The organism is Pseudomonas sp. R25(2017), assembly GCF_002112565.1.
Classification (GTDB): Bacteria; Pseudomonadota; Gammaproteobacteria; order Pseudomonadales; family Pseudomonadaceae; genus Aquipseudomonas; species Aquipseudomonas ekonensis.
In genome coordinates this window covers 1-25925 of the sequence record NZ_NEHZ01000024.1, presented here as the reverse complement: position 1 = coordinate 25925, position 25925 = coordinate 1, and the positions used below count along the sequence as shown (strand labels likewise).

26 protein-coding genes are annotated in these 25925 nt (G+C 65.6%); 16 read left to right on the top strand and 10 right to left on the bottom strand.

Going from position 1 to position 25925, the window contains the following annotated elements:
• Nucleotides 1-129: 129 nt before the first annotated feature.
• The 3 genes from ppnN (at nt 130) to CAG31_RS25425 (ending at nt 3351) form a co-directional block, all read left to right on the top strand.
• The gene (gene ppnN, locus CAG31_RS25435) at nt 130-1503 is read left to right on the top strand and encodes a nucleotide 5'-monophosphate nucleosidase PpnN (RefSeq protein ID WP_085586400.1); all 1374 of its coding nucleotides are present in this window, start codon (nt 130-132) and stop codon (nt 1501-1503) included.
• A gap of 223 nt (nt 1504-1726) precedes the next feature.
• Nucleotides 1727-2464, top strand: a complete 738-nt coding sequence (locus tag CAG31_RS25430; RefSeq protein WP_085586398.1) for a response regulator — start codon at nt 1727-1729, stop codon at nt 2462-2464.
• Nucleotides 2465-2616: 152 nt separating this feature from the next.
• Nucleotides 2617-3351, top strand: a complete 735-nt coding sequence (locus tag CAG31_RS25425) for an ABC transporter substrate-binding protein (RefSeq protein ID WP_085586396.1) — start codon at nt 2617-2619, stop codon at nt 3349-3351.
• A gap of 46 nt (nt 3352-3397) precedes the next feature.
• Here CAG31_RS25425 and CAG31_RS25420 read toward each other — a convergent pair whose 3' ends face one another.
• Both CAG31_RS25420 and CAG31_RS25415 read right to left on the bottom strand, forming a co-directional pair.
• Nucleotides 3398-4828 (bottom strand): FAD/NAD(P)-binding protein, encoded by a 1431-nt coding sequence (locus CAG31_RS25420; protein ID WP_085586394.1) that lies wholly within the window; start codon nt 4826-4828, stop codon nt 3398-3400.
• Between the two features lie 66 nt (nt 4829-4894).
• Nucleotides 4895-5458: a helix-turn-helix domain-containing protein gene (locus CAG31_RS25415; RefSeq protein WP_085586392.1), complete on the bottom strand. Its 564-nt coding sequence runs from the start codon at nt 5456-5458 to the stop codon at nt 4895-4897.
• Nucleotides 5459-5543: 85 nt separating this feature from the next.
• Between CAG31_RS25415 and CAG31_RS25410 the strand changes: the two genes are divergently transcribed.
• The 7 genes from CAG31_RS25410 to CAG31_RS25380 all read left to right on the top strand — a co-directional run bounded on the left by CAG31_RS25410 (nt 5544) and on the right by CAG31_RS25380 (nt 12862).
• Entirely contained in the window at nt 5544-6479 is a 936-nt protein-coding gene (locus CAG31_RS25410; RefSeq protein WP_085586390.1) for a DMT family transporter, read from the top strand.
• 343 nt (nt 6480-6822) lie between these two features.
• Nucleotides 6823-9723 carry a monovalent cation/H+ antiporter subunit A gene (locus tag CAG31_RS25405; protein WP_085586388.1) on the top strand — a complete coding sequence of 967 codons (2901 nt, stop codon included), beginning with the start codon at nt 6823-6825 and terminating at the stop codon, nt 9721-9723.
• On the top strand, nt 9723-10067 hold the full coding sequence (locus CAG31_RS25400) for a Na+/H+ antiporter subunit C (RefSeq protein ID WP_007986256.1): 345 nt from the start codon (nt 9723-9725) through the stop codon (nt 10065-10067). Before CAG31_RS25405 ends, CAG31_RS25400 begins: the two co-directional genes overlap by 1 nt.
• A complete protein-coding gene (locus CAG31_RS25395; protein ID WP_085586386.1) occupies nt 10064-11743 on the top strand; it encodes a monovalent cation/H+ antiporter subunit D in 1680 nt (559 codons plus the stop codon). Before CAG31_RS25400 ends, CAG31_RS25395 begins: the two co-directional genes overlap by 4 nt.
• Complete coding sequence (locus CAG31_RS25390; protein ID WP_085586384.1) at nt 11740-12228, top strand: Na+/H+ antiporter subunit E; 489 nt, start codon at nt 11740-11742, stop codon at nt 12226-12228. Before CAG31_RS25395 ends, CAG31_RS25390 begins: the two co-directional genes overlap by 4 nt.
• Nucleotides 12225-12503 carry a K+/H+ antiporter subunit F gene (locus CAG31_RS25385; RefSeq protein ID WP_085586382.1) on the top strand — a complete coding sequence of 93 codons (279 nt, stop codon included), beginning with the start codon at nt 12225-12227 and terminating at the stop codon, nt 12501-12503. Before CAG31_RS25390 ends, CAG31_RS25385 begins: the two co-directional genes overlap by 4 nt.
• The gene (locus CAG31_RS25380; RefSeq protein ID WP_085586380.1) at nt 12500-12862 is read left to right on the top strand and encodes a Na+/H+ antiporter subunit G; all 363 of its coding nucleotides are present in this window, start codon (nt 12500-12502) and stop codon (nt 12860-12862) included. The genes CAG31_RS25385 and CAG31_RS25380 overlap by 4 nt, the downstream gene beginning before the upstream one ends.
• 141 nt (nt 12863-13003) lie before the next feature.
• Here CAG31_RS25380 and CAG31_RS25375 read toward each other — a convergent pair whose 3' ends face one another.
• Nucleotides 13004-13444, bottom strand: a complete 441-nt coding sequence (locus CAG31_RS25375; protein WP_085586379.1) for a DUF3995 domain-containing protein — start codon at nt 13442-13444, stop codon at nt 13004-13006.
• A 93-nt stretch (nt 13445-13537) separates the two neighbouring features.
• Here CAG31_RS25375 and CAG31_RS25370 point away from each other — a divergent pair, with 93 nt between their 5' ends.
• Both CAG31_RS25370 and CAG31_RS25365 read left to right on the top strand, forming a co-directional pair.
• Nucleotides 13538-13924: a DUF2946 domain-containing protein gene (locus CAG31_RS25370; protein ID WP_085586377.1), complete on the top strand. Its 387-nt coding sequence runs from the start codon at nt 13538-13540 to the stop codon at nt 13922-13924.
• Nucleotides 13925-14016: 92 nt separating this feature from the next.
• Nucleotides 14017-16149 carry a TonB-dependent siderophore receptor gene (locus tag CAG31_RS25365; protein WP_085586375.1) on the top strand — a complete coding sequence of 711 codons (2133 nt, stop codon included), beginning with the start codon at nt 14017-14019 and terminating at the stop codon, nt 16147-16149.
• 43 nt (nt 16150-16192) lie between these two features.
• Here CAG31_RS25365 and CAG31_RS25360 read toward each other — a convergent pair whose 3' ends face one another.
• The 3 genes from CAG31_RS25360 to CAG31_RS25350 form a co-directional block, all read right to left on the bottom strand.
• Nucleotides 16193-17203 carry an ABC transporter substrate-binding protein gene (locus tag CAG31_RS25360; protein ID WP_085586373.1) on the bottom strand — a complete coding sequence of 337 codons (1011 nt, stop codon included), beginning with the start codon at nt 17201-17203 and terminating at the stop codon, nt 16193-16195.
• 127 nt (nt 17204-17330) lie between these two features.
• Nucleotides 17331-17528 carry a hypothetical protein gene (locus tag CAG31_RS25355; RefSeq protein WP_085586371.1) on the bottom strand — a complete coding sequence of 66 codons (198 nt, stop codon included), beginning with the start codon at nt 17526-17528 and terminating at the stop codon, nt 17331-17333.
• Nucleotides 17525-17974 (bottom strand): hypothetical protein, encoded by a 450-nt coding sequence (locus tag CAG31_RS25350; RefSeq protein WP_170930065.1) that lies wholly within the window; start codon nt 17972-17974, stop codon nt 17525-17527. The genes CAG31_RS25355 and CAG31_RS25350 overlap by 4 nt, the downstream gene beginning before the upstream one ends.
• Nucleotides 17975-18406: 432 nt before the next feature.
• Here CAG31_RS25350 and CAG31_RS25345 point away from each other — a divergent pair, with 432 nt between their 5' ends.
• Nucleotides 18407-18661 (top strand): hypothetical protein, encoded by a 255-nt coding sequence (locus CAG31_RS25345; protein ID WP_085586367.1) that lies wholly within the window; start codon nt 18407-18409, stop codon nt 18659-18661.
• Nucleotides 18662-18666: 5 nt separating this feature from the next.
• On the opposite strand, the gene CAG31_RS25340 is transcribed toward CAG31_RS25345, so the two are convergent.
• From CAG31_RS25340 to CAG31_RS25330, 3 genes are all read right to left on the bottom strand, one after another.
• Nucleotides 18667-18870 (bottom strand): hypothetical protein, encoded by a 204-nt coding sequence (locus CAG31_RS25340; RefSeq protein ID WP_085586365.1) that lies wholly within the window; start codon nt 18868-18870, stop codon nt 18667-18669.
• A gap of 112 nt (nt 18871-18982) precedes the next feature.
• Complete coding sequence (locus CAG31_RS25335; protein ID WP_371856663.1) at nt 18983-20206, bottom strand: methyl-accepting chemotaxis protein; 1224 nt, start codon at nt 20204-20206, stop codon at nt 18983-18985.
• 604 nt (nt 20207-20810) lie between these two features.
• Nucleotides 20811-21215, bottom strand: coding sequence for a TraR/DksA family transcriptional regulator (locus CAG31_RS25330; protein WP_065260998.1), 405 nt, complete (start codon nt 21213-21215; stop codon nt 20811-20813).
• Between the two features lie 464 nt (nt 21216-21679).
• On the opposite strand from CAG31_RS25330, the gene CAG31_RS25325 reads away from it, so the two are divergent.
• Nucleotides 21680-22555: a MurR/RpiR family transcriptional regulator gene (locus CAG31_RS25325; RefSeq protein ID WP_085586362.1), complete on the top strand. Its 876-nt coding sequence runs from the start codon at nt 21680-21682 to the stop codon at nt 22553-22555.
• Nucleotides 22556-22608: 53 nt separating this feature from the next.
• Here CAG31_RS25325 and CAG31_RS25320 read toward each other — a convergent pair whose 3' ends face one another.
• The gene (locus tag CAG31_RS25320) at nt 22609-23922 is read right to left on the bottom strand and encodes a hypothetical protein (protein ID WP_139831393.1); all 1314 of its coding nucleotides are present in this window, start codon (nt 23920-23922) and stop codon (nt 22609-22611) included.
• A 313-nt stretch (nt 23923-24235) separates the two neighbouring features.
• Here CAG31_RS25320 and CAG31_RS25315 point away from each other — a divergent pair, with 313 nt between their 5' ends.
• Both CAG31_RS25315 and CAG31_RS25310 read left to right on the top strand, forming a co-directional pair.
• Nucleotides 24236-24841: a glutathione S-transferase gene (locus tag CAG31_RS25315; protein ID WP_085586358.1), complete on the top strand. Its 606-nt coding sequence runs from the start codon at nt 24236-24238 to the stop codon at nt 24839-24841.
• Nucleotides 24842-24843: 2 nt separating this feature from the next.
• The coding region (locus CAG31_RS25310) for a DNA alkylation repair protein (RefSeq protein WP_139832658.1) at nt 24844-25925 on the top strand (1082 nt) is incomplete at its 3' end.

Below are 25925 nucleotides of genomic sequence, written 5' to 3'. Positions count from 1 at the left end.
TCATCTTTTCACCGTCCGACGGGGACATGGCGACACCACGCAATCCGTGCCACATTCATTCATGGATACACACCATTCGGATGCCGTTGGCCCGCTTCACCGCAACGGCATCGTTTTAAGGATCACCGCATGACCCAACGACACGTCATCAATGCCTCGGTCAGCCCCAAAGGCAGCCTGGAAACCCTTTCCCAACGTGAAGTCCAGCAACTGAGCCAAGCCGGATCCGGCAGCACCTACACCCTCTTCCGCCAGTGCGCCCTGGCCATCCTCAACACCGGCGCCCATGTCGACAACGCCAAGACCATCCTGGAAGCCTACAAGGACTTCGAGATCCGCATTCACCAGCAAGACCGCGGCGTGCGCCTGGAACTGCTGAACGCTCCCGCCGACGCCTTCGTCGACGGCGAAATGATCGCCAGCACCCGCGAGATGCTGTTCAGCGCCCTGCGCGACATCGTCTACACGGAAAACGAACTCGATGCCCTGAGCATCGACCTGAGCACTTCTCAGGGCATCAGCGACTATGTCTTCCACCTGCTGCGCAACGCGCGCACCCTGCGGCCGGGCGTCGAGCCGAAAATCGTCGTGTGCTGGGGCGGCCACTCGATCAACACCGACGAATACAAGTACACCAAGAAGGTCGGCCATGAGCTGGGCCTGCGCAGCCTTGACATCTGCACCGGCTGCGGCCCGGGCGTGATGAAAGGCCCGATGAAGGGCGCGACCATCGCCCACGCCAAGCAGCGCATCCACGGCGGCCGCTACCTGGGCCTGACCGAGCCCGGCATCATCGCCGCCGAGGCGCCGAACCCGATCGTCAACGAACTGGTGATCCTGCCGGACATCGAAAAGCGCCTCGAAGCCTTCGTGCGCGTCGGCCACGGCATCATCATCTTCCCCGGCGGCGCCGGCACCGCCGAAGAGTTCCTGTACCTGCTGGGCATCCTGATGCACCCGGACAACGAAGGCCTGCCGTTCCCGGTCATCCTCACAGGACCCAAGCACGCCGCGCCGTACCTGCAGCAACTGGACGCCTTCGTCACCGCCACCCTGGGCGAAGCGGCCAAGGGGCATTACCAGATCATCATCGACGACCCGGCCGAAGTCGCCCGGCAGATGACCCAGGGCCTCAAGGCCGTGAAGCAGTTCCGCCGCGAGCGCAACGACGCGTTCCACTTCAACTGGCTGCTGAAGATCGACGAGGGCTTCCAGCGCCCGTTCGACCCGACCCATGAAAACATGGCCAACCTCAAGCTCCACCGCGACCAGCCGCCCCACGAACTGGCGGCCAACCTGCGCCGGGCGTTTTCCGGGATCGTCGCCGGCAACGTCAAGGACAAGGGCATCCGCCTGATCGAGGAACACGGGCCGTACCGGATCCACGGCGACGCCGCGATCATGCAGCCGCTGGACCTGCTGCTCAAAGCCTTCGTCGCCCAGCACCGGATGAAACTGCCGGGCGGCGCCGCGTACGTGCCGTGCTACCAGGTCGTGTCCTGACAGGCTGAACCTGTGGGAGCGAGCCGTGTCAGTCACCCTTGCGGGTGGCTGGCCCACCGTCATCGCGGGCAGGCTCGCCCCCACACCGTTCTGCAGCGACCACCGATTGCGCATTCGCCGCCGTTCCCCTGCGGGAGCCAGCCTGCTGGCGAAAGCATCAGCTTAGACATCGCCGGATCAGGGCAATGAAGATCCGGACAAACCAACAACAAGAGCGCCAGCCATGGACCACATCAACCACATCCTGATCGTCGACGACGACCGCGAGATCCGCGAGCTGGTCGGCAATTACCTGACCAAGAACGGCCTGCGCACCACCGTGGTCGCCGACGGCCGGCAGATGCGCAGCTTTCTGGCCGCCAACACCGCCGACCTGATCGTGCTCGACCTCATGCTGCCCGGCGACGACGGCCTGGTGCTGTGCCGCGAACTGCGCGCCGGCAAGCACAAGGCCACGCCGATCCTGATGCTCACCGCCCGGGACGACCAGACCGACCGCATCCTGGGCCTTGAGATGGGCGCCGACGACTACCTGACCAAACCCTTCGCCGCCCGCGAACTGCTGGCGCGGATCAACGCCGTGCTGCGCCGCACGCGGATGCTGCCGCCCAACCTGCTGATCACCGAAACCGGCCGCCTGCTGGCGTTCGGCCGCTGGCGCCTGGACACCACCGCCCGCCACCTGCTCGACGAGGACGACACCCTGGTCGCCCTGAGCGGCGCCGAATACCGCCTGCTGCGGGTGTTCCTCGACCACCCGCAACGGGTGCTCAGCCGCGACCAGTTGCTCAACCTGACCCAGGGCCGGGAAGCCGATCTGTTCGACCGTTCCATCGACCTGCTGGTCAGCCGGCTGCGCCAGCGCCTGCTGGACGACTCCCGCGAGCCGACCTACATCAAGACCGTGCGCAACGAAGGCTACGTGTTCTCCTACGCGGTGGAGATGCTCGCCGAATCCTGATCACCGCGCCGGCGATGGCGTCGGCCGGGACGCCATAGCAACCCGCCACTACCGATAAGCCTTGCTCTCTGACGCAAAAGCCCCGCTGATTGCGCGGGACAGGCAGCCCGCGCCCGTACTAAGCTGCGCGTTTGATTTTTCAGGGACGATCCATGAAACGCCTCGCCGCCTGTCTGCTGTCATTGCTGGCCCTGACGGCCCACGCGGCGGAGCTGCGCCTGCTCACCGACAACCATCCGCCTCTGCACTTTCAGGAAGGCGACCGCCTGGTGGGCTTCGGCGTGGACGTGGTGCAGGCCCTCGCGCAGCAGACCGGCGACCACATCCACCTGCAGCAGGTGCCGCTGCTGCGGGCATTGCGCATGGCCAGCGACTCGCCGGACACCGGTGTGTTCACCGTATTGCGCACCAACGAGCGCGACGACCGTTACCAATGGGTGGGGCCGCTGGTGGAGGTCGAGACCGCGCTCTATGCCCACGAGAATCTGCAGAAACCGGTGCGCAGCCTGCGCGAAGCCGACCACTTGGGGCGGATCACCGTGCCGCGCAAATGGCTGGCCTACAGCTATCTGCAAAAGCAGGACCTGAACAACCTCTACGGCGTGGAGACCCCGGAGCAGATGATGCGCCTGTTCAGCCTGGGGCGAACCGACTTCGTGGTCTCCGACACCCTGTCCAGCGCCACGTTGGCCCGCGAGCAGGGCATGGAGCCAGGCCGCCTGCAGTACCAGATGCCGCTGATGAAGCAGGACACCTACATCGCCTTCTCCCGCCAGACCGACCCCCGCCAGGTCGCCCGCTGGCAACAGGCGCTCGACGCCTTGCGCGCCGATGGCCGACTGGAGGAAATGCGCCAGCGTTGGCTGGTGGACAGCTTGCCGCGCTGACCCGAGCTTGCTTTTGCGGTGGCCTTGCGGGCCTCATCGCCCCACACTAAAGCGCCGCCAACCTCGCCGCCAACGCCTTGGCCTGCGCCGCCACATCGGTGACCGCCGTGCTCTCCCACCACATCCCGCGCAACGGCGGCCCCATGGCGAACAGCCGCGCTGACGCTTGCCCCTGCGCATCCACCACCGCGCCATCCGCCGCCGCAGCGATCCCCAGCGCCAACGGCCCCGGCCGCACCAGCCCGCGCGCCAGCAGTTGCTTGGGCAGCGGACGCGCCACCCGGCGCCAGTCGTACTCGATGCCGCTGGAGTTGATCAGCGCCTGCCCCGACACCCAACACGTGTCCGCCTCGCCCCGGCGACGCAGGCAGATGCTCACCCCGCCCTCGGACATCGCCTCCAGCCCTTTATAGGAGGCGGCCTGAATGCTCAGCCGCCCTTCACGCTGCAGGCGCTCGACCACCTCGGCGCTCAACGGCGGCGAACGGTGGTGATGGCTTTCCCACCACGGCCGCACATGGCGCACGAACTGCCGGCGCTGGCCGTCGGTGGCCTGGCTCCACAAGCGGCCGATGTGCGCCCGCACCGTGTCCAGCGGCGCCTGCCAGTCGACGCCTTGGGCGATAGCATCGCGGCACTGCCGGCGCACCGCCCGCAGCAGTTGGCGAGGGCTGCGGATACCGGGGTCTTCGGCAAGAAAGTCCACCCAGACCGGCGGCTGGCGGCGTACATGGGGCAGAAGGCCGTGACGGGAGAACACTTTGATCGGCCCACGGTGCCCGGCCTGCTCCAGGGACACCACCGCGTCGACCATGGTCAGGCCGGAACCGATGATCAGCACCGTGGCGTGGGGATCGAGCCGGCGCATCGCCGCGACGTCCCAGGGGTCGAGCGCTGCGGCGTTCAGCCCGCTGGAGTGGGTCTGCGGTGTACGGGCGGCGGGGAACAGGCCGGTGGCGATGACAGCACGGGCACCTTGCAGGCATTGGCCATCGCTCAAGGCGACGCGCACCGAGCCGGCCTCGACCTGCACGTCCACCGCCTCCGCCCGCACATGCTCGACGGTCGAGCCGTGCGACGCGCCCGCCTGTTGCGCTTCGGCCAGACGTTGCTGCACGTAGACGCCGAACAGGCCCCGTGGCGGAAACAGCTCGCTGACCGGCACCGATTGCCGCCCCGACTCCGGCCAGCCGCCGTCGGCGATGTGAGTGGTGAGCCATTGGGTCAGATCATCGGCGTTGTCCGGATCCACGCTCATGCGCGCCGCGTTGCCGTTGAGCGTGTGCCCCAGCTCCACCGCGCTGTAGGCCTCGCCGCGACCGAGTTCAGGCCGAGGCTCGACCACCAGGATCCGCCGCCGGCCCGGCAGGCGCAGCAGCTGCGCCGCCAGCAGCGCGCCGCTGAGGCCGCCGCCGATGATCACGATGTCAGCCTGACGGGTCGGGGAAGTCGCCTGTCCGTGTTCGGGGTGTGTCATCCGTTTCGCCGCTCCGTCGTTGAGGTCATGCCACCTTAAGGGATCGGCCGGGGAATGTCCTGCCGCTCAGATCACCACGTTGCGCACGAAGCGCGCCGCCACCTCGCCGTCGTTACGGTAGCCGTGGGGCTGGTTGCTGGCGAACATGAAGAACTCGCCGGCGGCGATCCGCTGCGGGCGGTCGCCCAGCATCAGGGTCAGGCAGCCTTCGAAGACGAAGATCTGCTCGCTCCAGCCCTCGGCGTCCGGTTGCGAGGGGTACACCTCGCCCGGTTGCAGGCACCACTCCCATTGCTCCACCGCGCGGGTGGCGGTGGCCTTGGACAGCAGCACGGCCTTGCTGCCGGGAATGTTGCCGGCCCAGGCCAGTTCGTTGATGCGGCCCGGGTCGCGGTTGTCCGGCGCCTGGATCAGGTCGCTGAACGCCACGTCGAGGGCTTCGGCGATGCGGTCCAGGGTGGTCAGGCTGACATTGTTCTCGCCGGCCTCGATGGCCACCAGCATGCGCCGGCTGACCCCGGACTGCTCCGCCAGGGTGGCCTGGCTCATGTCGATGGCATGACGCAGGCGCCGCACGTTCTGGCTGACATGCTGGAGGACGGACGTCCGCGGAGGGGAATCTTTGTGCACTATATTGCTCACTCGGTGGGGTTGGGCAGTATACTGCGCAACGTTGGGCGCATTGTGCGTTCCCCTCCTCCTAGCGTGCAAGGTCATGATGTCGCTCAATTCCCCCCACACTTCCCCGCGTCTCCCCCGGTTCAGCAAGGCCGAAGCCGTGCTGGTGCTGATCACCATGCTCTGGGGCGGCACGTTCCTGCTGGTGCAGCATGCGATGACCGTCAGCGGCCCGATGTTCTTCGTCGGCCTGCGCTTCGCGGCGGCGGCCAGCATCGTGGCGCTGTTTTCGTGGAAGCACCTGCGCGACCTGACCTTGTTCGAACTGCGCGCCGGCGCCTTCATCGGCGTGGCGATCATGCTCGGCTACGGCTTGCAGACCGTGGGCCTGCAAAGCATCCCCAGCAGTCAGTCGGCGTTCATCACGGCGCTCTACGTGCCGTTCGTGCCACTGCTGCAATGGCTGGTGCTGGGCCGCCGGCCCGGGCTGATGCCGAGCATCGGGATCATGCTCGCGTTCACCGGCCTGATGCTGCTGTCGGGGCCGTCCGGGGCGTCGCTGAACTTCAGCCCCGGCGAAATCGCCACGCTGATCAGCGCCATCGCGATCGCGGCGGAAATCATCCTCATCAGCACCTATGCCGGCCAGGTCGATGTGCGCCGAGTGACGGTGGTGCAACTGGCGGTGACGTCGGTGCTGGCGTTCCTGATGGTGGTGCCGACCGGTGAGGCGATTCCTTCTTTCTCGTGGCTGCTGGTGTCCACCGCCCTGGGGCTGGGGGCGATGAGCGCGGCGATCCAGGTGGCGATGAACTGGGCGCAGAAGAGCGTGTCGCCGACCCGCGCCACCCTGATCTATGCCGGCGAGCCGGTGTGGGCCGGCATCGCCGGGCGGATCGCCGGGGAACGCCTGCCGGCGATTGCCCTGGTGGGCGCGGGGTTGATCGTGGCGGCGGTGATCGTCAGCGAACTGAAGACCAAGGCCAAGGGCGCCGAGGCCGACGCCGCCCTGGAGCGTGAGATCCAGGGTTGAATCATCGAGGGCGGCGGCGCCTGACCCGGCGCCATCGCCAGCAGGCTGGCTCCCACAGGTATCCCGGGTGTCCACAAGATCCACGTACGCCACCAAAACCTGTGGGAGCTGGCTTGCAAGCGATGAGGCCGGCACTGCCGACATCTCTGTTGCCTGACTCGACTTGCCAGCGATGAGGCCAGCGATCCGACGCAGAGGCCATCACCGGCGCCATCACGCTCCCTGAAACCATGTGAAGGAGGAAATTTCCGACTACCTTGTAGGATTCTGAGACATCCTGGCGTTTGGTGATCGGGGAACTGGCACGTATGATGCTTCACAAACTTCCGCAGATTAGAAGCCTATGTCCCTGATAGTTCTACTGCTTCTGCCTTTTCTGGGCAGCTGTCTGGCCGCGGTGCTGCCGCACAACGCACGAAACGCCGAATCCCTGCTGGCCGGTCTGATCGCCCTGATCGGCACCGTTCAGGTGGCGCTGCTGTACCCGCAGATCGCCGACGGCGGCGTGATCCGCGAGGAGTTCATGTGGCTGCCCAGCCTGGGCCTGAACTTCGTCCTGCGCCTGGACGGTTTCGCCTGGCTGTTCTCGCTGCTGGTGCTGGGCATCGGCACGCTGGTCTCCCTGTATGCCCGCTACTACATGTCGCCGGACGACCCGGTGCCGCGCTTCTTCGCGTTTTTCCTGGCGTTCATGGGCGCGATGCTCGGGCTGGTGATCTCCGGCAACCTGATCCAGATCGTGTTCTTCTGGGAACTGACCAGCCTGTTCTCGTTCCTGCTGATCGGCTACTGGCACCACCGCCACGACGCCCGGCGCGGCGCGTACATGGCGCTGATGGTCACCGGTGCAGGCGGATTGTGCCTGCTGGCGGGGGTGCTCATCCTCGGCCATGTCGTGGGCAGCTATGACCTGGACAAGGTCCTGGCCGCCGGCGACCTGATCCGCGCACATGCCCTCTACCCCGTTCTGCTTCCCCTGATCCTCATCGGCGCCCTGAGCAAGAGCGCCCAGTTCCCCTTCCACTTCTGGCTGCCCCACGCCATGGCGGCGCCCACACCGGTTTCGGCCTACCTGCACTCGGCGACCATGGTCAAGGCCGGGGTGTTCTTGCTGGCGCGGCTGTGGCCGTCGTTGTCCGGCAGCGAAGAATGGTTCTACATCGTCAGCGGCGCCGGCGCCGCCACGCTGCTGCTGGGCGCGTACTGCGCCATGTTCCAGAACGACCTCAAGGGCCTGCTGGCCTACTCGACCATCAGCCACCTGGGCCTGATCACCCTGCTGCTGGGCCTCAACAGTCCGCTGGCCGCCGTGGCCGCGGTGTTCCACATCCTCAACCACGCCACGTTCAAGGCCTCGCTGTTCATGGCCGCCGGGATCATCGACCACGAAAGCGGCACCCGCGACATCCGCAAGCTCAACGGCCTGTTCAGACTGATCCCGTTCACCGCCACCCTGGCGATGGTGGCCAGCGCGTCGATGGCCGGCGTGCCGCTGCTAAACGGCTTCCTGTCCAAGGAAATGTTCTTCGCCGAAACGGTGTTCATCAACGCCACCGCCTGGGTCGAAGCCACGCTGCCGGTCGTCGCGACCATCGCCGGCACCTTCAGCGTCGCCTATTCCCTGCGCTTCACCGTGGACGTGTTCTTCGGCCCGACCGCCACCGACCTGCCGCACACCCCGCACGAGCCGCCGCGCTGGATGCGTGCGCCGGTGGAGCTGCTGGTGCTGACCTGCCTGGTGGTGGGGATCTTCCCGGCCCAGGTGGTCGGCCCGCTGCTGGCTGCGGCGGCCACGCCCGTGGTCGGCGGCACGCTCCCTCAATACAGCCTGGCGATCTGGCACGGCCTCAACGCGCCGATGATCATGAGCCTGATCGCCATGTCCGGCGGCATCGTGGTGTACCTGCTGCTGCGCAACCAGCTCAAGCGCGGGCGCTTCAGCTTCCCGCCGCTGGTGGGCCGCTTCAACGGCAAGCGCCTGTTCGAGCGCAGCCTGGTGGCGATGATGCGCCTGGCCCGGCGGCTGGAGCGGCGAATCGGCACCAAGCGCCTGCAGGCGCAGCTGTTCCTGATGGTGCTGGCGGCGGTGCTGGCCGGCCTGATCCCGATGCTGCACAGCAGCCTGAGCTGGGGCGACCGGCCGAAGATCCCGGGCTCCATCGTGTTCGTCACCCTGTGGCTGCTGGCGATCGCCTGCGCCCTGGGCGCCGCGTGGCAGGCCAAGTATCACCGTCTCGCGGCCCTGACCATGGTCAGCGTCTGCGGCCTGATGACCTGCGTGACCTTCGTCTGGTTCTCCGCGCCGGATCTGGCCTTGACGCAACTGGTGGTGGAAGTGGTGACCACCGTGCTGATCCTGCTCGGCCTGCGCTGGCTGCCCCGGCGGATCGAAGAGGTCTCGCCGCTGCCCAACAGCCTGCGCAAGGCGCGGGTGCGGCGGGTGCGCGACCTGCTGCTGTCGGTGGCCGTCGGCGGCGGCATGGCGCTGCTGGCCTACGCGATGCTGACCCGCCAGACCCCCAACGACATCTCGTCGTTCTACCTCAGCCGCGCCCTGCCCGAGGGCGGCGGCAGCAACGTGGTCAACGTGATGCTGGTGGACTTCCGCGGCTTCGACACCCTGGGCGAAATCACCGTGCTGGTGGCCGTGGCCCTGACCGTGTACGCCCTGCTGCGCCGGTTCCGCCCGCCGAAGGAAAGCCTGCAATTGCCGGCCCAGCAGCGCCTGCTGGCGCCGGACGTGGTCACCGACCTGGTCAACCCGCGCTCGGCCAGCGACACCGCGCTGGGCTTCATGATGGTGCCGGCGGTGCTGGTGCGCCTGCTGCTGCCGATCGCGCTGGTGGTGTCGTTCTACCTGTTCATGCGCGGGCACAACCAGCCGGGCGGCGGTTTCGTCGCCGGGCTGGTGATGTCGGTGGCGTTCATCCTGCAATACATGGTCGCCGGCACCCAGTGGGTCGAGGCGCAGATGAGCCTGCGGCCGCTGCGCTGGATGGGCACCGGGCTGCTGTTCGCCACGGTCACGGGGCTGGGGGCGATGGCCGCCGGCTATCCGTTCATGACCACCCACACCTGGCATTTCAATGTGCCGTTGCTGGGCGACCTGCATATCGCCAGCGCGCTGTTCTTCGACATCGGCGTGTATGCGGTGGTGGTCGGCTCGACCCTGCTGATCCTCACCGCCCTCGCCCACCAATCGGTGCGGGGCCATAAAACCGCCGCCGCCAAAGGAGCCGTCTGATGGAAGAAGTCATCGCAATCGCCATCGGTGTGCTCGCCGCCTCCGGCGTCTGGCTGATCCTGCGTCCGCGCACGTTCCAGGTGGTCATGGGCCTGTGCCTGCTCTCCTACGGCGTCAACCTGTTCATCTTCAGCATGGGCAGCCTGTTCATCGGCAAGGAGCCGATCATCAAGGACGGCGTGCCCCAGGATCTTCTGCACTACACCGACCCGCTGCCCCAGGCGCTGGTGCTGACGGCGATCGTCATCAGTTTCGCCATGACCGCGCTGTTCCTCGTTGTACTGCTGGCGTCCCGGGGCCTCACCGGCACCGACCACGTGGACGGCCGGGAGCCTAAGGAATGATGGCGATGACTCATCTGATCGCCGCGCCGATCCTGCTGCCGCTCTTGACCGCCGCCATCATGCTGATGCTGGGCGAGCGGCACCGGCCGCTGAAGGCCAAGCTCAACCTGGCCTCCAGCCTCGCCGGCCTGGGGATCGCCCTGGCGCTGCTGGCCTGGACCCAGACCACCGGCGTGCCCGGCTCCATCGGCGTGTACCTGCCGGGCAACTGGCAGGTGCCGTTCGGCCTGGTGCTGGTGGTGGACCGGTTGTCGGCGCTGATGCTGGTGCTCACCGGGATCATCGGCGTCAGCGCCCTGCTCTACGCCATGGCCCGCTGGGACGGCGCCGGGTCGAGCTTCCACGCCCTGTTCCAGATCCAGCTGATGGGCCTGTACGGAGCGTTCCTGACCGCCGACCTGTTCAACCTGTTCGTGTTCTTCGAGGTGCTGCTCGCCGCCTCCTACGGCCTGATGCTGCACGGCTCCGGCCGGGCGCGGGTGTCGTCGGGGCTGCATTACATCTCGATCAACCTGCTGGCCTCGTCGCTGTTCCTGATCGGCGCGGCGCTGATCTACGGCGTCACCGGCACGCTGAACATGGCTGACCTGGCGCTGAAGATTCCGCTGGTGCCGGAGGCCGACCGTGGCCTGCTGCATGCCGGCGCGGGCATCCTGGCGGTGGCGTTCCTGGCCAAGGCCGGCATGTGGCCCTTGAACTTCTGGCTGGTGCCGGCCTACTCCTCGGCCAGCGCGCCGGTGGCGGCGATGTTCGCGATCATGACCAAGGTCGGCGTCTACACCCTGCTGCGCCTGTGGACGCTGCTGTTCTCCGGCCAGGCCGGGGCGTCGGCGTACTTTGCCGGCGACTGGCTGATCTACGGCGGCATGGCCACCATCGTCTGCGCCGGGATCGCGATCATCGCCGCCCAGCGCCTGGAGCGCATGGCCAGCCTGAGCATCCTGGTGTCGGCGGGAATCCTGCTGTCCGCCACCGGTTTCGCCCAGCCGAACCTGGTGGGGGCGGCGCTGTTCTATCTGGTCAGCTCGACCCTGGCGCTGAGCGCGCTGTTCCTGCTGGCCGAACTGATCGAGCGTTCGCGCACCGCCAGCGAAGTGCCGCTGGAAGACGAAAACGAACTGCTGCCGCGCCCGCAGGAGGCCGCCGCGCCGGTCAAGGGCACCAACCTGGACGACGACCAGCAGGCCGTGGTCGGCCAGGTGATTCCCTGGACCATGGCGTTCCTGGGCCTGAGCTTCATCGCCTGCGCGTTGCTGATCGTCGGCATGCCGCCGCTGTCCGGGTTCATCGGCAAGCTCAGCCTGATCGGCGCCCTGCTCAACCCGTTGGGCCTGGGTGCCGGCGAGCCGGTGTCGCCGGCCGCGTGGTCGTTGCTGGCGCTGCTGATCCTGTCGGGGCTGGCTTCGCTGATGGCCTTCTCGCGGCTGGGCATCCAGCGCTTCTGGTCGCCTGAGGAGCGCCCGTCGCCGGTGCTGCGCAAGCTCGAATGCACGCCGATCCTCTTGCTGCTGGGCCTGAGCATCGCCCTGACCTTCAAGGCCGAGCCGCTGCTGCGCTACACCGAAGCCGCCGCCGATGCCCTGAACAATCCGCAGCAATACGTGATGGCCGTGCTCGGCACCCGCGCCGTGCCGAGCCCCGAAGCCAAGGCCGCACTGCAGGAGGCCCACCCATGAAGCGTCTGTTCCCTGCCCCCTGGCTGTCGCTGGCGCTGTGGCTGCTGTGGCTTTCGCTGAACCAGTCGGCCAGCCCCGGCAACCTGCTGCTCGGCGCCGTGCTGGGGTTCGCCGCGCCGCTGATGATGCGCAAGCTGCGCCCGCAGCGGATCCGCATCCGCCGTCCGGGCACCATCCTGCGCCTGTTCCTGCTGGTCGGGCGGGACGTGATCCACTCCAACCTGGCTGTGGCCTGGGGCGTGCTCAACGCCGGCCGCCGGCCGCCCCGCTCGCGCTTCGTCAAGGTGCCGCTGGACCTGCGCGACGCCAACGGCCTGGCGGCGCTGTCGATGATCACCACGGTGGTGCCCGGCACGGTATGGTCGGAGCTGGCACTGGACCGCAGTATTTTGCTGATGCACGTCTGGGACCTGGACGACGAAGCGCAGTTCATCCAGCACTTCAAGACCACTTACGAGCGGCCGCTGATGGAGATTTTCGAATGAGCCCGTTGCTGTCGAACGCGATCCTGCTCACGCTGTTCCTGTTTTCCCTGGCGATGGTGCTGACCCTGGTGCGCCTGTTCAGGGGGCCGTCGGCCCAGGACCGGGTCCTGGCGCTGGATTACCTGTACATCGTCGCCATGCTGATGATGCTGACCCTGGGCATCCGCTACTCCAGCGACACGTACTTCGAGGCGGCGCTGCTGATCGCGCTGTTCGGCTTCGTCGGCTCGTTCGCGCTGGCCAAATTCCTGCTGCGGGGCGAGGTGATCGAATGAACGCGCCATTGTCTTTGTGGGTGGAAATCCCGGTGGCGATCCTGCTGGTGCTGGGCGGCACCTTTGCGTTGATCGGCGCCTTGGGGCTGCTGCGCATGAAGGATTACTTCCAGCGCATGCACCCGCCGGCCCTGGCCTCGACGCTGGGGTCGTGGTGCGTGGCGCTGGCGTCGATCCTGTGTTTTTCCGCGTTCAGCGAAGGGCCGGTGGTGCACGCCTGGCTGATTCCGATCCTGCTGGCGATCACCGTGCCGGTGACGACCTTGCTGCTGGCACGGGCGGCGCTGTTCCGCAAGCGCATGGCCGGGGACGATGTGCCGGCGGAGGTGAGCAGCCGGCGGGGTGAGAGCGAGGGCTGACCTCGGGAGACGGGGTGTCTTCGCCGGCCCCATCGCCAGCAGGCTGGCTCCCACAGCTTTTTGCGGTGAGCCAAGAATCCTATGGCACCGCAATCCCCTGTGGGAGCCAGCCTGCTGGCGATGAGGCCGGCACAGGCCACCTCAAACCCAGGCCACCGCCAGCAACCCCGCCCCCAACACCGTGCACAGCGGCGAGTAGAACCAGGTGTCGAGCCAGGCGAACCGCGAGGCCTTCACCTCCTTGAAGAAGCCCACCAGCTCCGAGTCGCCGATGGCCCGGGCGAACATCAGCAGCGCAATCGCGCTGATCACCCATTGCAGCGACCAGTGCTGCACCGTCGGCAACCACCACCCCACCCGCAGGCACACCAGCGCGGCCACCGACAGCAGCGCCGCCGCCACCAGCAACGTCAGCCAGCCCGACGGCTTGAACGCCGGCCGCAACGTCGCCGCGCCTTCGGCCACGGGCACGTGCGGAACCACCGCAGCCGCCGCCCACTGCCCGCCCAGGGCCCAATACACATGCACCAGGCTGATCACCGCGAACACCGTGACCAACCCTCGAGCCAAGACAAACGTCATGGTCGCGGTTCCTTGTTTTCGATTTGAACAAAATCATCCTAGACGGCATTTTTCCATGTGCACGACCGTTCGACCTTGGGTAAAGTGCCGCCCATGAAATTCACCCGTTCCGATCGCTCACTGCTGGCCTGGATGCTCTATTGCTGCGTCCTGTTCAACGTGTTCGCCTGCAGCATCGGTCACGGGCAAATGGTCGGGATGCAGCTCAACGGCCTCGGCGGCCAGTTCTGCGCGGTCGATCCGGCCACCCAGGCGCCGCTCGCCGCCACCCCTTCCGAAGAAAAACTGCCGACCCTGGCCAAAGCCTTCGGCTGCCCGCTGTGCTCCACCGGCGGCATGGGGCCGGCGTTCAACTCCAGCCTGACCCTGGCGATCCTGCCGGAACAGCACAGCCCGCCGCGGCCGGCCATCGTCAGCGCCGACCTCCCCGCCCGCTTCACCTGGCCTTCGGCCAACCCCCGCGCCCCGCCGCTCGCCTGAGTACCCTTGCCTTTTTGATTCGTCAGCCCACTGCGCCAACGCGCGGCGTTCGCCTGTGCGCTGATTCCTAGACAAGCATTCAGGATTCAACGATGAAACAACTCACTTTGCTGGCGAGCCTGTGCGGCTGCCTGTCCGTCAACGCCTGGGCGCAATCGGCCGTGGACCTGGCGCCGATCACCATCGACGGCGAATCCGCCGCCGAACCGGGCCTGAGCCTGGACGGCTCCAGCGGCATGGCCTCGCGCCTGGGCCTGAGCGTGCGCGACACGCCGGCCTCGGTGGCGGTGGCGAACCGCAACGACATCGAACGCCACGGCGCGCAGAACTTCCAGGACGCCGCCAACACCCTGCCCGGCGTCAACGCCAGCGCCCCGCCGGGCTTCGGCGGGTTCGTGTCCTACCGCGGCTTCACCAGCAGCCAGATCACCCAGATGTTCAACGGCGTCAACGTCTCCGGCGGGCTGGCGCGGCCGGTCGATGCGTGGATCTACGACCGGGTCGAACTGGTCGGCGGCCCGTCGTCGCTGATCAACGGCGCCGGTTCGGTCGGCGGCTCGCTCAACTACGTGACCAAGCTCGCCACCCGCGACGAGCAGGCCGTCGAAGGCCGGGTCAGCTACGGCACCTTCGACGCCGTCGAAACCGCCTTCGGCCTCAACCATGCCCTGACCGAACCCGGCGCCGACGTGCAGCACTACGCGCGGCTGGACGTCAGCCACAACACCGGCAACGGCTACATCGACCGCCAGGAGCGGGACGCCTGGAGCGTGGCGTTCTCCCTGCTCAGCGACCTGACGCCCGACCTGTCGCACACCCTGGCCCTGGAATACCAGGACGAGCACGAAGACAGCCCGTACTGGGGCACCCCGGTGCTCAACCCCAAGGCGGGCGAGCTGAAGATCGACAAGCACAACCGCTTCAACAACTACAACGTCGAGGACGGCCGCTACGAGCAGCGTACGATCTGGGTGCGCTCGATCATCGACTACCGGATCAACGACAGCACCACCCTGCGCAACACCCTCTACCACCTGGACAGCCAGCGCGACTACCGCAACCTGGAGACCTACCAGTACAACGCCGACAACAGCGCGGTGAACCGCTCCACCGCGTATCAGGTGCGGCACCAGGGCGAACAGAACGGCAACCAGTTCGAACTGCGCCACGACAACGCCCTGTTCGGCCTCGACACCACGTGGTCCGGCGGCTTCGAGTACAAGGTCAACCAGACCACCAACTCGCCGCTCAACGTCAAGGGCGCGAGCACGGTCGACCCCGACAACTACCGGCCCGGGCACTTCTACGACATTCCCGGCACCAAGCCTGGCTTCGTCAGCGACAAGACCAACGAGGTCACCACCAAGGCCCTGTTCGCCGAAAACCGTCTGGCGCTGACCGACAAGCTGGCGTTGCTCACCGGGCTGCGCTACGACGACATCGACCTGGACGTGACCAACCACCGCACCGTGACCGCCAGCAACCCCAAGCACCTCAAACGCAGCTGGGAACCGGTCACCGGCCGCGTCGGGCTGACCTACCAATTCATTCCGTCGGCCAACGTCTACGTGCAGTACAGCACCGCCGCCGAACAGCCGAACGGCACCCAGGACTTTGACGTCTCGACGGGCAAGCAGTGGGAGATCGGCAGCAAGTTCGACTACCTGAACGGACGCGGCTCGGCGACAGTGGCGGCCTACACGATCGAGCGCAAGGACTTCGCCGTGACCGATCTGCTGGATCCGACCCTAAGCATTCCGGTGGGCCAGCAGACCTCCAAAGGCATCGAGGTCGCCAGTTCGCTGCGCATCACCGACCGGTTGCTGGCCGAGGGCAACTTTGCCTGGGTCGATGCCCAATACGACGACTTCACGGAGAAGAACGCCGCCGGCGTGGTGGTCTCGCGCAAGGGCAACACGCCGACCAACGTGCCGGACCGCGTGGGCAACCTGTGGCTGACCTATGACTTCTCGCCGCAATGGCAAGGCGGGGTCGATGCGCGGTACGTGGCGTCGGTGTACGCCGACACGGCCAACACCATGACCGTGCCGTCGTACACGCTGTTCGGCAGTTTCCTGAGCTACAAGGTCGATGCGCACACCACCGTCACCGGCCGGGTGCGCAACCTGACCAACGAGGTGTACGCCGAGTTCGCCCATGTGTCGCCCGCGTACTACCTGGGCACGCCGCGCACCTTCGAGCTGGCGGTGCAGACGCGGTTCTGAGGGCGCGACCAGAGCGGTTGACCATTGAGGGCGCCGGCCTTGGTCACAGGCCGGCGGCCACTTTGTCCGCCACGTCCTTGGGCAACCAGGCCTGCCACACCTGCGGGTGATCCTTCATGAACGCCACCGCCGCCTCCCGCGGCGGTGTGTGTTTCTCGCTCATGCCGGCCAGGGCCTTGTTCAGTGCGTCGATGGGGAAATCGACCTTGGCGAAGAACGCCGCGATCTCCGGGTATTCCTTCTGGAACGGCGCCGACACGCCGATCGACAGCTTCGAGGCCAGCGAACGGGTCGGTTTCGGGTTGGGGTTGTCGGCGTCGGTCAGGGTTTTCCAGGCCTCGGCGTCGAAGGGTGGCTCTTGCAACTGGATCAGCTTGAATTTGCCGAGCAGCGGCGTCGGCGACCAGTAATAGAACAGCACCGGCTTGCCCCGGCGGATCGATGAACTGATTTCCGCATCCAGGGCCGCACCGGAGCCACTGCGAAAGTTGGTGTAGGCATCCTGCAAGCCGTAGGCGATCAGCTTCTGCTTGTTCACCACCTCCGAAGTCCAGCCGATCGGGCTGTTGAGGAAGCGCCCCTTGGCCGGGTTCTCCGGATCCTTGAACACATCCTTGTACTTGATCAGGTCGCTGACGCTACGCAGGTCCGGCGCCAGCGGCTTGATGCCTTTGGCCGGGTCGCCCTTGACCACGTACTCCGGCACCCACCAGCCCTCAGTGGCGCCCTTGACCGTGTCGCCGAGGCTGGCGACCTTGCCTTCGGCCTCGGCCTTGACCCACACCGGGCTGCGGCCGGCCCATTCTTCGCCGATGACCTGGATGTCGTTGTTGGCCAGCGCCGTCTCCAGGGTGATGGTGGTGCCCGGCAAGGTGTCGGTGGGCAGGCCGTAGCCCTTCTCGACGATGATCCGCAGCACGTCGGTGATCAGGCTGCCGCTCTCCCAGTTAAGGTCGGCGAAATGGATGGGCTTTTGCGCAGCGTTCGCCGCCGGCGTCGCCAGCAGGGCCCATGCGCTCAGGCAGGCGAAAAACCACTGTCGTAATCCGTTCATGCGTTGCACCTCGTGCTGTTCGCAGCAATAGCAGGACGGCCTGACAGAAGACCGCAAGCCTCTGAATACTCAGTCAACTGACTGTAGACGAGGTTCCTGCTTTTTCAGGGCATGACACGGACGAAGATCAGTTTTCAGACATTTCCTGCAAGCGCTGCAGCTCGCGTCTGACCATGCTGGCGTATTCCGCCGGGCGCAGGCCGTAGATCTGCGAGGCCACCCAACCGAGCCAGGCGCCTTTCAGCTCGGCCTTCGCGGCGTAGAGCCTGCGGGCCTCCTCACGGGCGCGGTCGAGGTGCTGCCCATGAAAGTCGGCACGGCTCACTCGCTGGCCTTGAACGTCACCAGCTCGCCCTTGCGCCACTTGGCGGCCTTGGCGGTGACGGCCTTGAGGGTCTTGGTCAGGCCTTCGGTCAACTGCGCGTGTGCGGCGAACACCGTCACCACGTTGTGGCCTTCCTTGAACACGATGGCATGGCCGTCGGCGGTGGTGACGAAGGCGTAGTCGCCCAGGCCGTAGACCACCAGCTTGATGTCACGAAAGCGGATGTCGAACTTGCCGCCTTCGCGGCTGGGCAGCACCGACGCGCTGAAATGGTCGCCGACCTTGAGCTTGAGCCCCGGCTTGTCGTCCACCACCAAGGCGCTTTCGGTGTCGATCTCCGCCACGTAAATGCCTTCGGCGTTCTGTTCGGTGACGTACACGAAACGCGATTGGAACTGCTTGACCAGCTTTGCCCGCAAATCGCCCAACACGAACAAGGCATGCATATCGAGGTTACTGACTGCCAAAGAAACATCCCCACACTGGAAAAGAGTGCCGCACGCCGGAAAACGCGCACGGCAAAAAAGTGACGGCTGGGCCGACGGTATTGCCGAATGAATCAGGTGAAAGCCTGAGCGGGGCAGCGGCCCCTTCATCGCGAGGTTCGGTAAGACTAACGGAATGCCGCTCGCGGAATCTGCCCTGAAGTTCGCCGGACGTTGAAGGAAAACGCCTCGTCATGGGCCGGACAAAACCGACTACGAACTTTAGGGAAAAAACTTACTAAAAAAAGCATTTTTCCGACATATCGCCGGTAAAAAATTGCTTTAGATAAACAACGTTCGCCAACAGGCACTGGCGATTCTAGAGCACCGACGCTCGATACGACTACCCGCAACGGTAAACCAATGCCGATCCGACCACGAAAAGGACTTCACATGTGCAACCTGACCCACTTCGCCTTGCCCGCCCAGGCCCGTCCCGACGCCCTCCCATTCCCGCCGACGGCGGACGGCTACGCCTTGCAACGCAATGAACCCTTTACCGACGGGCCCCGCTATCGCGTGGTGCCGGCCGGTAACGGGTTCTTTCACATCAAGGAAACGTCGACAGGACGTGTGAGAGGATTCCGCAAGGATCACAACCAGGCTTGCGCCCTCGCCCGGTCACTGGAAACGCAAGCGGGCCTCTGAGCCGGTCAGTGCAGGTGGCCTTCAAGCCCGGCGTTCAGCTGCGCCAGCCAAGCGGCCCTGCACTCTTCCGCCTCGTCGCGGCTGGCGAACGCCGCCCCCCGGGGCTCGCCGTTGAGCAGCACCACCCAGCACACGCGCTGCCCCCGCGCCCGCAAGCCGGCGGGCACGGCACTGCCGATCACCGCCGCCACATCGACCCTGCATTGCATGCTGACCTCCCGAGACCATTAGCTACCTAACTATGCAGGCAGAGTAATGACTCAGGCCCCAGGGAAACAGCCGCCGGGATGCACAGCTTCATTGCAGGTGCGGCAACAATCCTCAGCGCGGCGCCTCAGGCTTGTAGCCCAGGCGCAATCCGCCCCAATGCCGGCCCTTGACGGTGATCGGCACCGACAGGTCGTGCATCAGCTCGCCGGTGTCGCGGGTGTAGGTCTGCAGCAGCACCGGCTGCTGGTGGCTGCCGCAGCGGATGCCGGTGCGGTCGGCGAACTTGCGTTTGGTGCGGTTGTTGACGGTGTCCGCCTGCTCGTCGCCGGTCAGCGGCTGGCTGAACACTTGGTTGTGGGTCGGCACGTAGCCCTGCTGGGTGCAGGCGATGGCGAACACCAAACCTTCGTGCCGCGGCAGCAAGGGTTCCTGGATCGCCGGCAGCACCTGGTCGGTGTAGCGGTCGAACCGGGTCTGATACTTCTCCGGCCGCGTGCCGGGGATCGGCTGGTAGTGACGGTCGAACAGGTCGTCGAGGCTGATCCGGCCTTGATCGACATCGGCCTCGAAGCGCGCGGCGATCTGCTCGGCCCCTTCGCGGGCCAGGTCGTAGATGCGCTGGTGGTAGTCATCCAGCCCGACCTCGGCCAGCCGTTCGCTGATGGTCTCGGCCTGGCCTTCCATCTGCACGGCGGCTTCGGCGAGGCGGCGGGTCTGCTGGTCGCTGATGGCCAGGTCGGCGCGCATCTGCTCGATGGCGGTGAACAGGCTGTCGAGCTGCTCGCGGTTGGTCTCGGCGCCCTGGGCGATCTCGCCCACTTGGGTTTCCACCCCGGCGGCCAGCCGGGCGATGTTTTCCAGGTGCTGGCCGGTGAGCTCGACCTGCTCCACGCCTGTGTGCAGGTCATCGGAGAGCTGGCGGATCTGCTCCACCACCTGCGCGGTGCGTTGCTGGATGTCGGCGACCATTTCGCCGACCTCGTCAGTGGCGGACGCGGTACGGGCCGCAAGACCGCGCACCTCGTCCGCCACCACCGCAAACCCGCGCCCGTGCTCGCCGGCGCGGGCCGCCTCGATGGCGGCGTTGAGCGCCAGCAGGTTGGTCTGGCTGGCGATGGACTGGATCACCAGCGTGACGCGCTGAATGTCGTCGCTGCGCTGGCTCAGGGCTTCGATCAGCTCGCGGCTGTCGTTGGCGCGCTGGCTGAGCTGATGCATGCGCGAAATGGAATCGACCAGCACGGTATGCCCCGCCGCGCTGCTGTGGTGCGCCTCGCTGGCGGCGCCCAACGCCTGCCGGCTGAGCTGCGACGTGGCCTGTTCGGTGGCGATCATCACCTCGGCGTTGCTGACGATCTGCTGTGCCGCATCGAGCTGGGATTGCAGCTTGCCGGCCAGGGCCTTGACCGAAAACGCCACACCGGCGGCGGACAGCGCGTTATGGCTGGTGGTGTAGGAAAGGTCGCGGGTCAGTTCGGCCATCGCGCTGCCGGTGTCGACAGGCCGGGCCTCAGGGGTGGCGCGGGAACGCAGGCGCGGCAGCCATACGATCAGCACCGCCAGCGGCATGCCCGCATACAGCGGCCAGCCCCCCAGCGCCATGCCCGCCAGCAACAGCATCAGGGCGATGCTCTGCAGCGTCGGCGACAGCCAGCGGTTCTTCGGCAAAACAACTGGTGCAGGCAGAGCCTCAACCAGAGATCCATCTCTCGTCATTTCGTAACCCCACGCGTGTTCTCATTGTTGTGGCCGCATTAAACGCCACTACAACGCCATTATCCATGGTCCGTTAGTCGTGGGGTCTGTGGCAGGTCAATGGAACGGCGGGATTGTTACGGACGGCAAAACGCTTCGCGGGCAAGCCCGCTCCCACAAAGGTCCGGGTATCACCGTAAACCTTGTGGGGGCGGACTTGCCCGCGATGACCGCGTCGGCGCAATCAGGCCTGGCGCTGGTGCTTGTCGATCTGCTCGTGGCGCTCTTGGGCTTCGATGCAGTATTTGGTGGTCGGGCTGATCAGCAGGCGCTTGAGGCCGATCGGCTCGCCGCTGTCGTCGCACCAGCCGAAGCTGTCTTCCTTGATGCGCTCAAGGGCTTGTTCCAGTTGCGGCAGCATGCGCTGGTCGCGGTCGATCGCGTTCACCAGCCAGGTGCGCTCTTCTTCCACCGAGGCGGCGTCCGCCGGGTCAGCCGGGGTGTCCAGGCTTTCGATGGCAATACGGTTCTGCTCAATGCGCTCGTGGGTTTCGACTTTCATGTTCTGCAGCAGCTCAGTGAAGAAAGCGTGCTGCTCGGCATTCATGTAGTCATCTGCCGGCATGGCCAGCAACTTGTCCTTTGTCATTGATATCTCTAATAAAAAACGTGCATTAAGGCGAATTAGGGAGCGTTCCGGCGAACCGCCTGCGGTCATCGGAAAGGCATCGTTTATTGCAAACGCCACCCGGCACTCAATTTACGAAGGGGCGGCAGTCTAAGGCCCGATTGAGGCCTCAGCAACTGGAAATACAGGGAATTTGTCCGACAAAGCCCGGAAACCGCCCGCAGACGGGGTTCGCAGCGGCCATCGGAGTGCGTTTATAGCAAGAAATTCAGTCCAGCGGCTGTATATAGAAGACAAACGGCGATTGGGCGTGGCGCTTTGTCGCACCCCACCCTGAACGCGCAGGCCGGCGCGGTGCATCGATTCAGCAGCAAAACCATGGACTTAGGCTTCACAAAACGCCGCCCGGACTGGCTATCCTCAAGGCCGGCGACCCCTCGCCGCAGCCGCGTGCCCTTATAAAAGAACAGCCAGAAGGATTGCCCATGCCGTCCACCGATCAGCCGGTCAACGCCGAGCGCCTGCTGCAGCGGATCACCGACGAACACGATTCCCTGCCGCGCCAGCTCAAGCGCATCGCCGCCTACATGAGCCAGCAAAGCGAGCGGATCATGCTCGACCGCATCAGCGACATCGCCCATGAGTGCGAAGTGCACCCGTCGGCCATCGTGCGCTTCTGCCAGCGCTTCGGCTTCAGCGGCTTCAGCGAGATGCAGGCGCTGTTCCGCGAGGCCTACACCCACAAGACCACGCCGGTGCAGAGCCACCAGAAACGCATCCGCACGCTGATCGCCGACAAGTCCCGGCCAACCACCGACAGCGACCTGGCCCGCGAATGCATCGCCGCCACCCTCTCCGGCATCGAACGGCTGGGCCTGGAACTGGACGACGCCGCGTTCGAAAAGGCCGTGGACCTGCTGGCCGGCGCCGACCACATTCACGTCATCGGCGTGCGCCGCTCCTTCGCCGCGGCCGACTACCTGGCCTACAACCTGCGCCACACCCAAAAGCGCATCCAGCTCATCTCCGGCCTGGGCGGCAGCTACCGCGAACAGATGCGCAGCGTGCGCGCCAACGACCTGGTGGTCGCCATCAGCTACACCCCCTACGCCAAGGAAACCCAGCACTGCCTGCGCCTGGCCCGGCAACAGCAGGCCAACACCCTGGTCATCACCGACAGCCACCTCTCGCCGCTGACCAAAGGCGCCGGTGCGGTGCTGCTGGTCAACGAGGGGCGTTCGTTCGCGTTCCGCTCGTTGAGCGCGACGTTGTGCCTGTGCCAGGCGTTGTTCATTGCGCTGGCGTACCGGTTGGGGTTGAAGGTGGAGGAGATGCAGGAGCAGGTGGGGTTTGAGGACTAGTGAGCAGGTGGCGAGTGCGGTGCACTCGCCGGTACACGAGCCCAGACCCGATGTCAGCGGTCTGTACCCATGATTTTGATGCCGGGAAGCATTAATGGCCCTGGGTCACCGCCGGGATCTGGCTCAAGCGGTTTGCCAGCTGCACCAGAAGGCTTGAGCGCCGCAATTTTGAAATGGATGCCTCGATATCCGATGGCGACAGGTTCCGCAAAGGCTTGCCGCAACGTGATGCCCAACGCCGATGACCGGACCACCGATCCGGTGACCCCGGGCAAGTCCGGCACGATCTGGCTGACCTTATCCCTCAACTGATCGTTAACCTGTGCCAACTCGGACTTGACCCGATCGATCTCGGCTTGCTTGGCCGGCGGTTTAGGCGGCGTTGAACCTTCTTTGGGGGGCTTGTCATCCTTGGGCTTCTCGGCTGCGGCGGCGGGCTTGGGATCCTCCGGTTTTGGCTTGGGATCCTCCGGCTTGGGCTTGGGCGCCTCCGCAGGTGCTTGAGGCTTCGTTGCCGCTTCCCCGGTCAACTTGCCCAGTTGTGCCTCAAGGGATTTTTTCTTGTCGCTCAAGTCGACCATCGCCAAAGTCACAGCCTTGAACGTGCCGCTCATACCCTCATCTGAGGTCACCACCACATCAAGGGCACGGGCCAAATAGACATCCGTGACAAACACCAGTATCGGGGCAGCGGCGTTTGCCGTTTTCATCTGAGTTGCCTGCAGTTGATCAGCCGCCTCGCGCATTCTGCGAAGATCATCTTCCGTGTAACGGGTGGACGTCTCTTCGTCGAATCGCTTTCTCGCCAGCAGATACCTGGCCCCATACGTTTCAGCGCTGGGAACCGAATACGAAACGCTGTATTGAGAACGGCGCCCAAACCCCAGGGCGGACGCGATGGCGCTGCTGGTAACGTTGACCCCGATGTCGCTCTCGGCCAGTGAGGCAAAGGTAAACCCAGGAAACGCCACCAGACTGTTGACCTGTGTGCCATCGATTTCCATGGGGATGAGCGCCCGGGCCTGCACCGAGCCGTTTCCCGAACCGTCGTCATAGGTGGCCAACGACGTGAACGTGTGTTTGCGCGCGGATTCGACAATCTGCGCATCGATATCGATGTAATCGAATTTCGTCGAAGCGAGGACGTAGTCGCCGGTGGAAAGTTTCTCGCCCGCCTTTGCCGCACGCGCAATAAACAGGTCACCCACTTCAACATTGCTACGGGGCGGATAGATCGCCTTGATACCCAGTTGCTCCGTATTGAGTGTCCAATTCTCGGCAACAACGCCCGGCTCGGGCTTTGAACTGCCACATCCGGTCAGTCCCATGCCCACAAGACACAACACCGTGAATCTATAACCGTACATGTCCCGCCCCCCTTGCTGTCCGTAAAGCACGACCTGATGCGTTCGCACCTTCCAAGGCCTCCACGTTCGCAAGGCCTTGGACTGCAAGGGACACATGCCGACAAGTACTGAATCAGTGGGTCTGAACTTGTCTGCTTTTACCATCCCTGGCCGATGCTGGCACTTTGACTATAGAACCGGAACCACCCCCGGCAAGGCCGGCGAAGCCCTTTATTTTCGGGTGTTTCATCCCCGTTACGGCATGCGGGTGTAGTCAACCGCCAGACCGAACCGCTACATTCGACACCCATAACAAACACCCAGGGAGCTGCACATGAAACTGATCGGAATGCTCGACTCACCCTATGTCCGCCGCGTGGCCATCTCCGCCCAGTGCCTGGGCATCGAGCTTGCGCACGAACCGGTGTCGGTGTTCCGCCATTTCGAGCGCTTCCAACAGATCAACCCGGTGGTCAAGGCCCCTACCCTGATCCTCGACGATGGCCAGACGCTGATCGACTCGACCCTGATCATCGACTACCTCGAAACCCTCTCCGGCCAATCCCTGCTGCCCGCCCACCCCGCCGCGCGCGTACGCGCCCTGCACCTCATCGGCCTGGGCCTGGCCGCGTGCGAAAAAGCCGTGCAGCTCTATTACGAACGCAACCTGCGCCCGGCGGAAATCCAGTACCAACCGTGGGTCGAGCGGGTCGAAGGCCAACTCGCCGCCGCCTTCACCGCCCTGGAGCTCGAACTGCAACGGCAACCGCTGCCCACCGACGGCGCACTGATGCAGGACGGCATCACCCTGGTCGTCGCCTGGAGCTTCACCGGCCTGGTGGTCCCCGACCAGATCGACGCCGCCCGCTTCCCGCACATCGCCCACTACACCGCGTACGCCGAAGGCCTCGACGCCTTCGCCCGCACGCCGATGAACTGACCATGAGCGCCCCCGCCCCCGCCGCCCCGGCGCTCAAGGAAATCTTCAACGCCGAACGCCTGCGGCACATCGCCGACGAGATGAGCGCCGTGTACCCGGCGTTCAACGCCAAGGCCTTCCTCAAGCAGGCCAACGACGGCCTCGCCGAGCTCTCGGTGATGCAACGCATGGCCCGCGTCAGCGAATGCCTGCACGCCGTGCTGCCGCTGAGCTATGAAGACTCGCTCGCCGTCCTGCGCGACCTCGCGCCCCGGCTCAACAGCGCCTTCGTCGGCATGACCCTGCCGCACTACGTCGCGAGCTACGGCGGCCACGCGTTCGACACCTCGCTGGACGCGCTCCACTACTTCACCGCGTTCGGCTCCTCCGAATTCGCCATCCGCCACTTCCTGCGCAGCGACCTGTCCCGCACCCTGGAACGCATGCACGACTGGGCCCGCGACGACAACCACCACGTCCGCCGCCTCGCCAGCGAAGGCAGCCGCCCGCGCCTGCCCTGGTCGTTCCGCCTCGAACCGGTGCAGGCCGACCCGCAACTGGCGGCCGGCATCCTCGACCGGCTCAAGGCCGACGACAGCCTCTACGTGCGCAAATCCGTGGCCAACCACCTCAACGACATCACCAAGGAACACCCGCACTGGGTGCTCGACACCGTAGAGGGCTGGTCGCTGGACAACAAACACACCGCCTGGATCGCCAAACACGCCCTGCGCAACCTGATCAAACAAGGCGACACCCGCGCCCTGAGCCTCATCGGCGCCGGCGCGAAGGCCGAGGTCGAGTTGCTGGACGTGAAGGTGGAACCGGCAGTGGTACGGCTGGGGGACACGATCACACTGTCGTTCACCGTAAAGTCCACCGTGCCCGAGGCACAGCGGTTGGTGATCGATTACGCGATCGACTACGTGAAGGCGAACGGCGGGACATCGCGCAAGGTGTTCAAGTTGAAGGGGTTGGATTTGGCGGGATTTGGGGAGGTTGAGGTGGTGCGGCGGCAGCAGATCAAGGATTTCACGACACGCAAGCATTATGCGGGGTGGCATGGGGTGGAGGTGATGGTGAATGGGGAGCGGTTGGGGGGTGG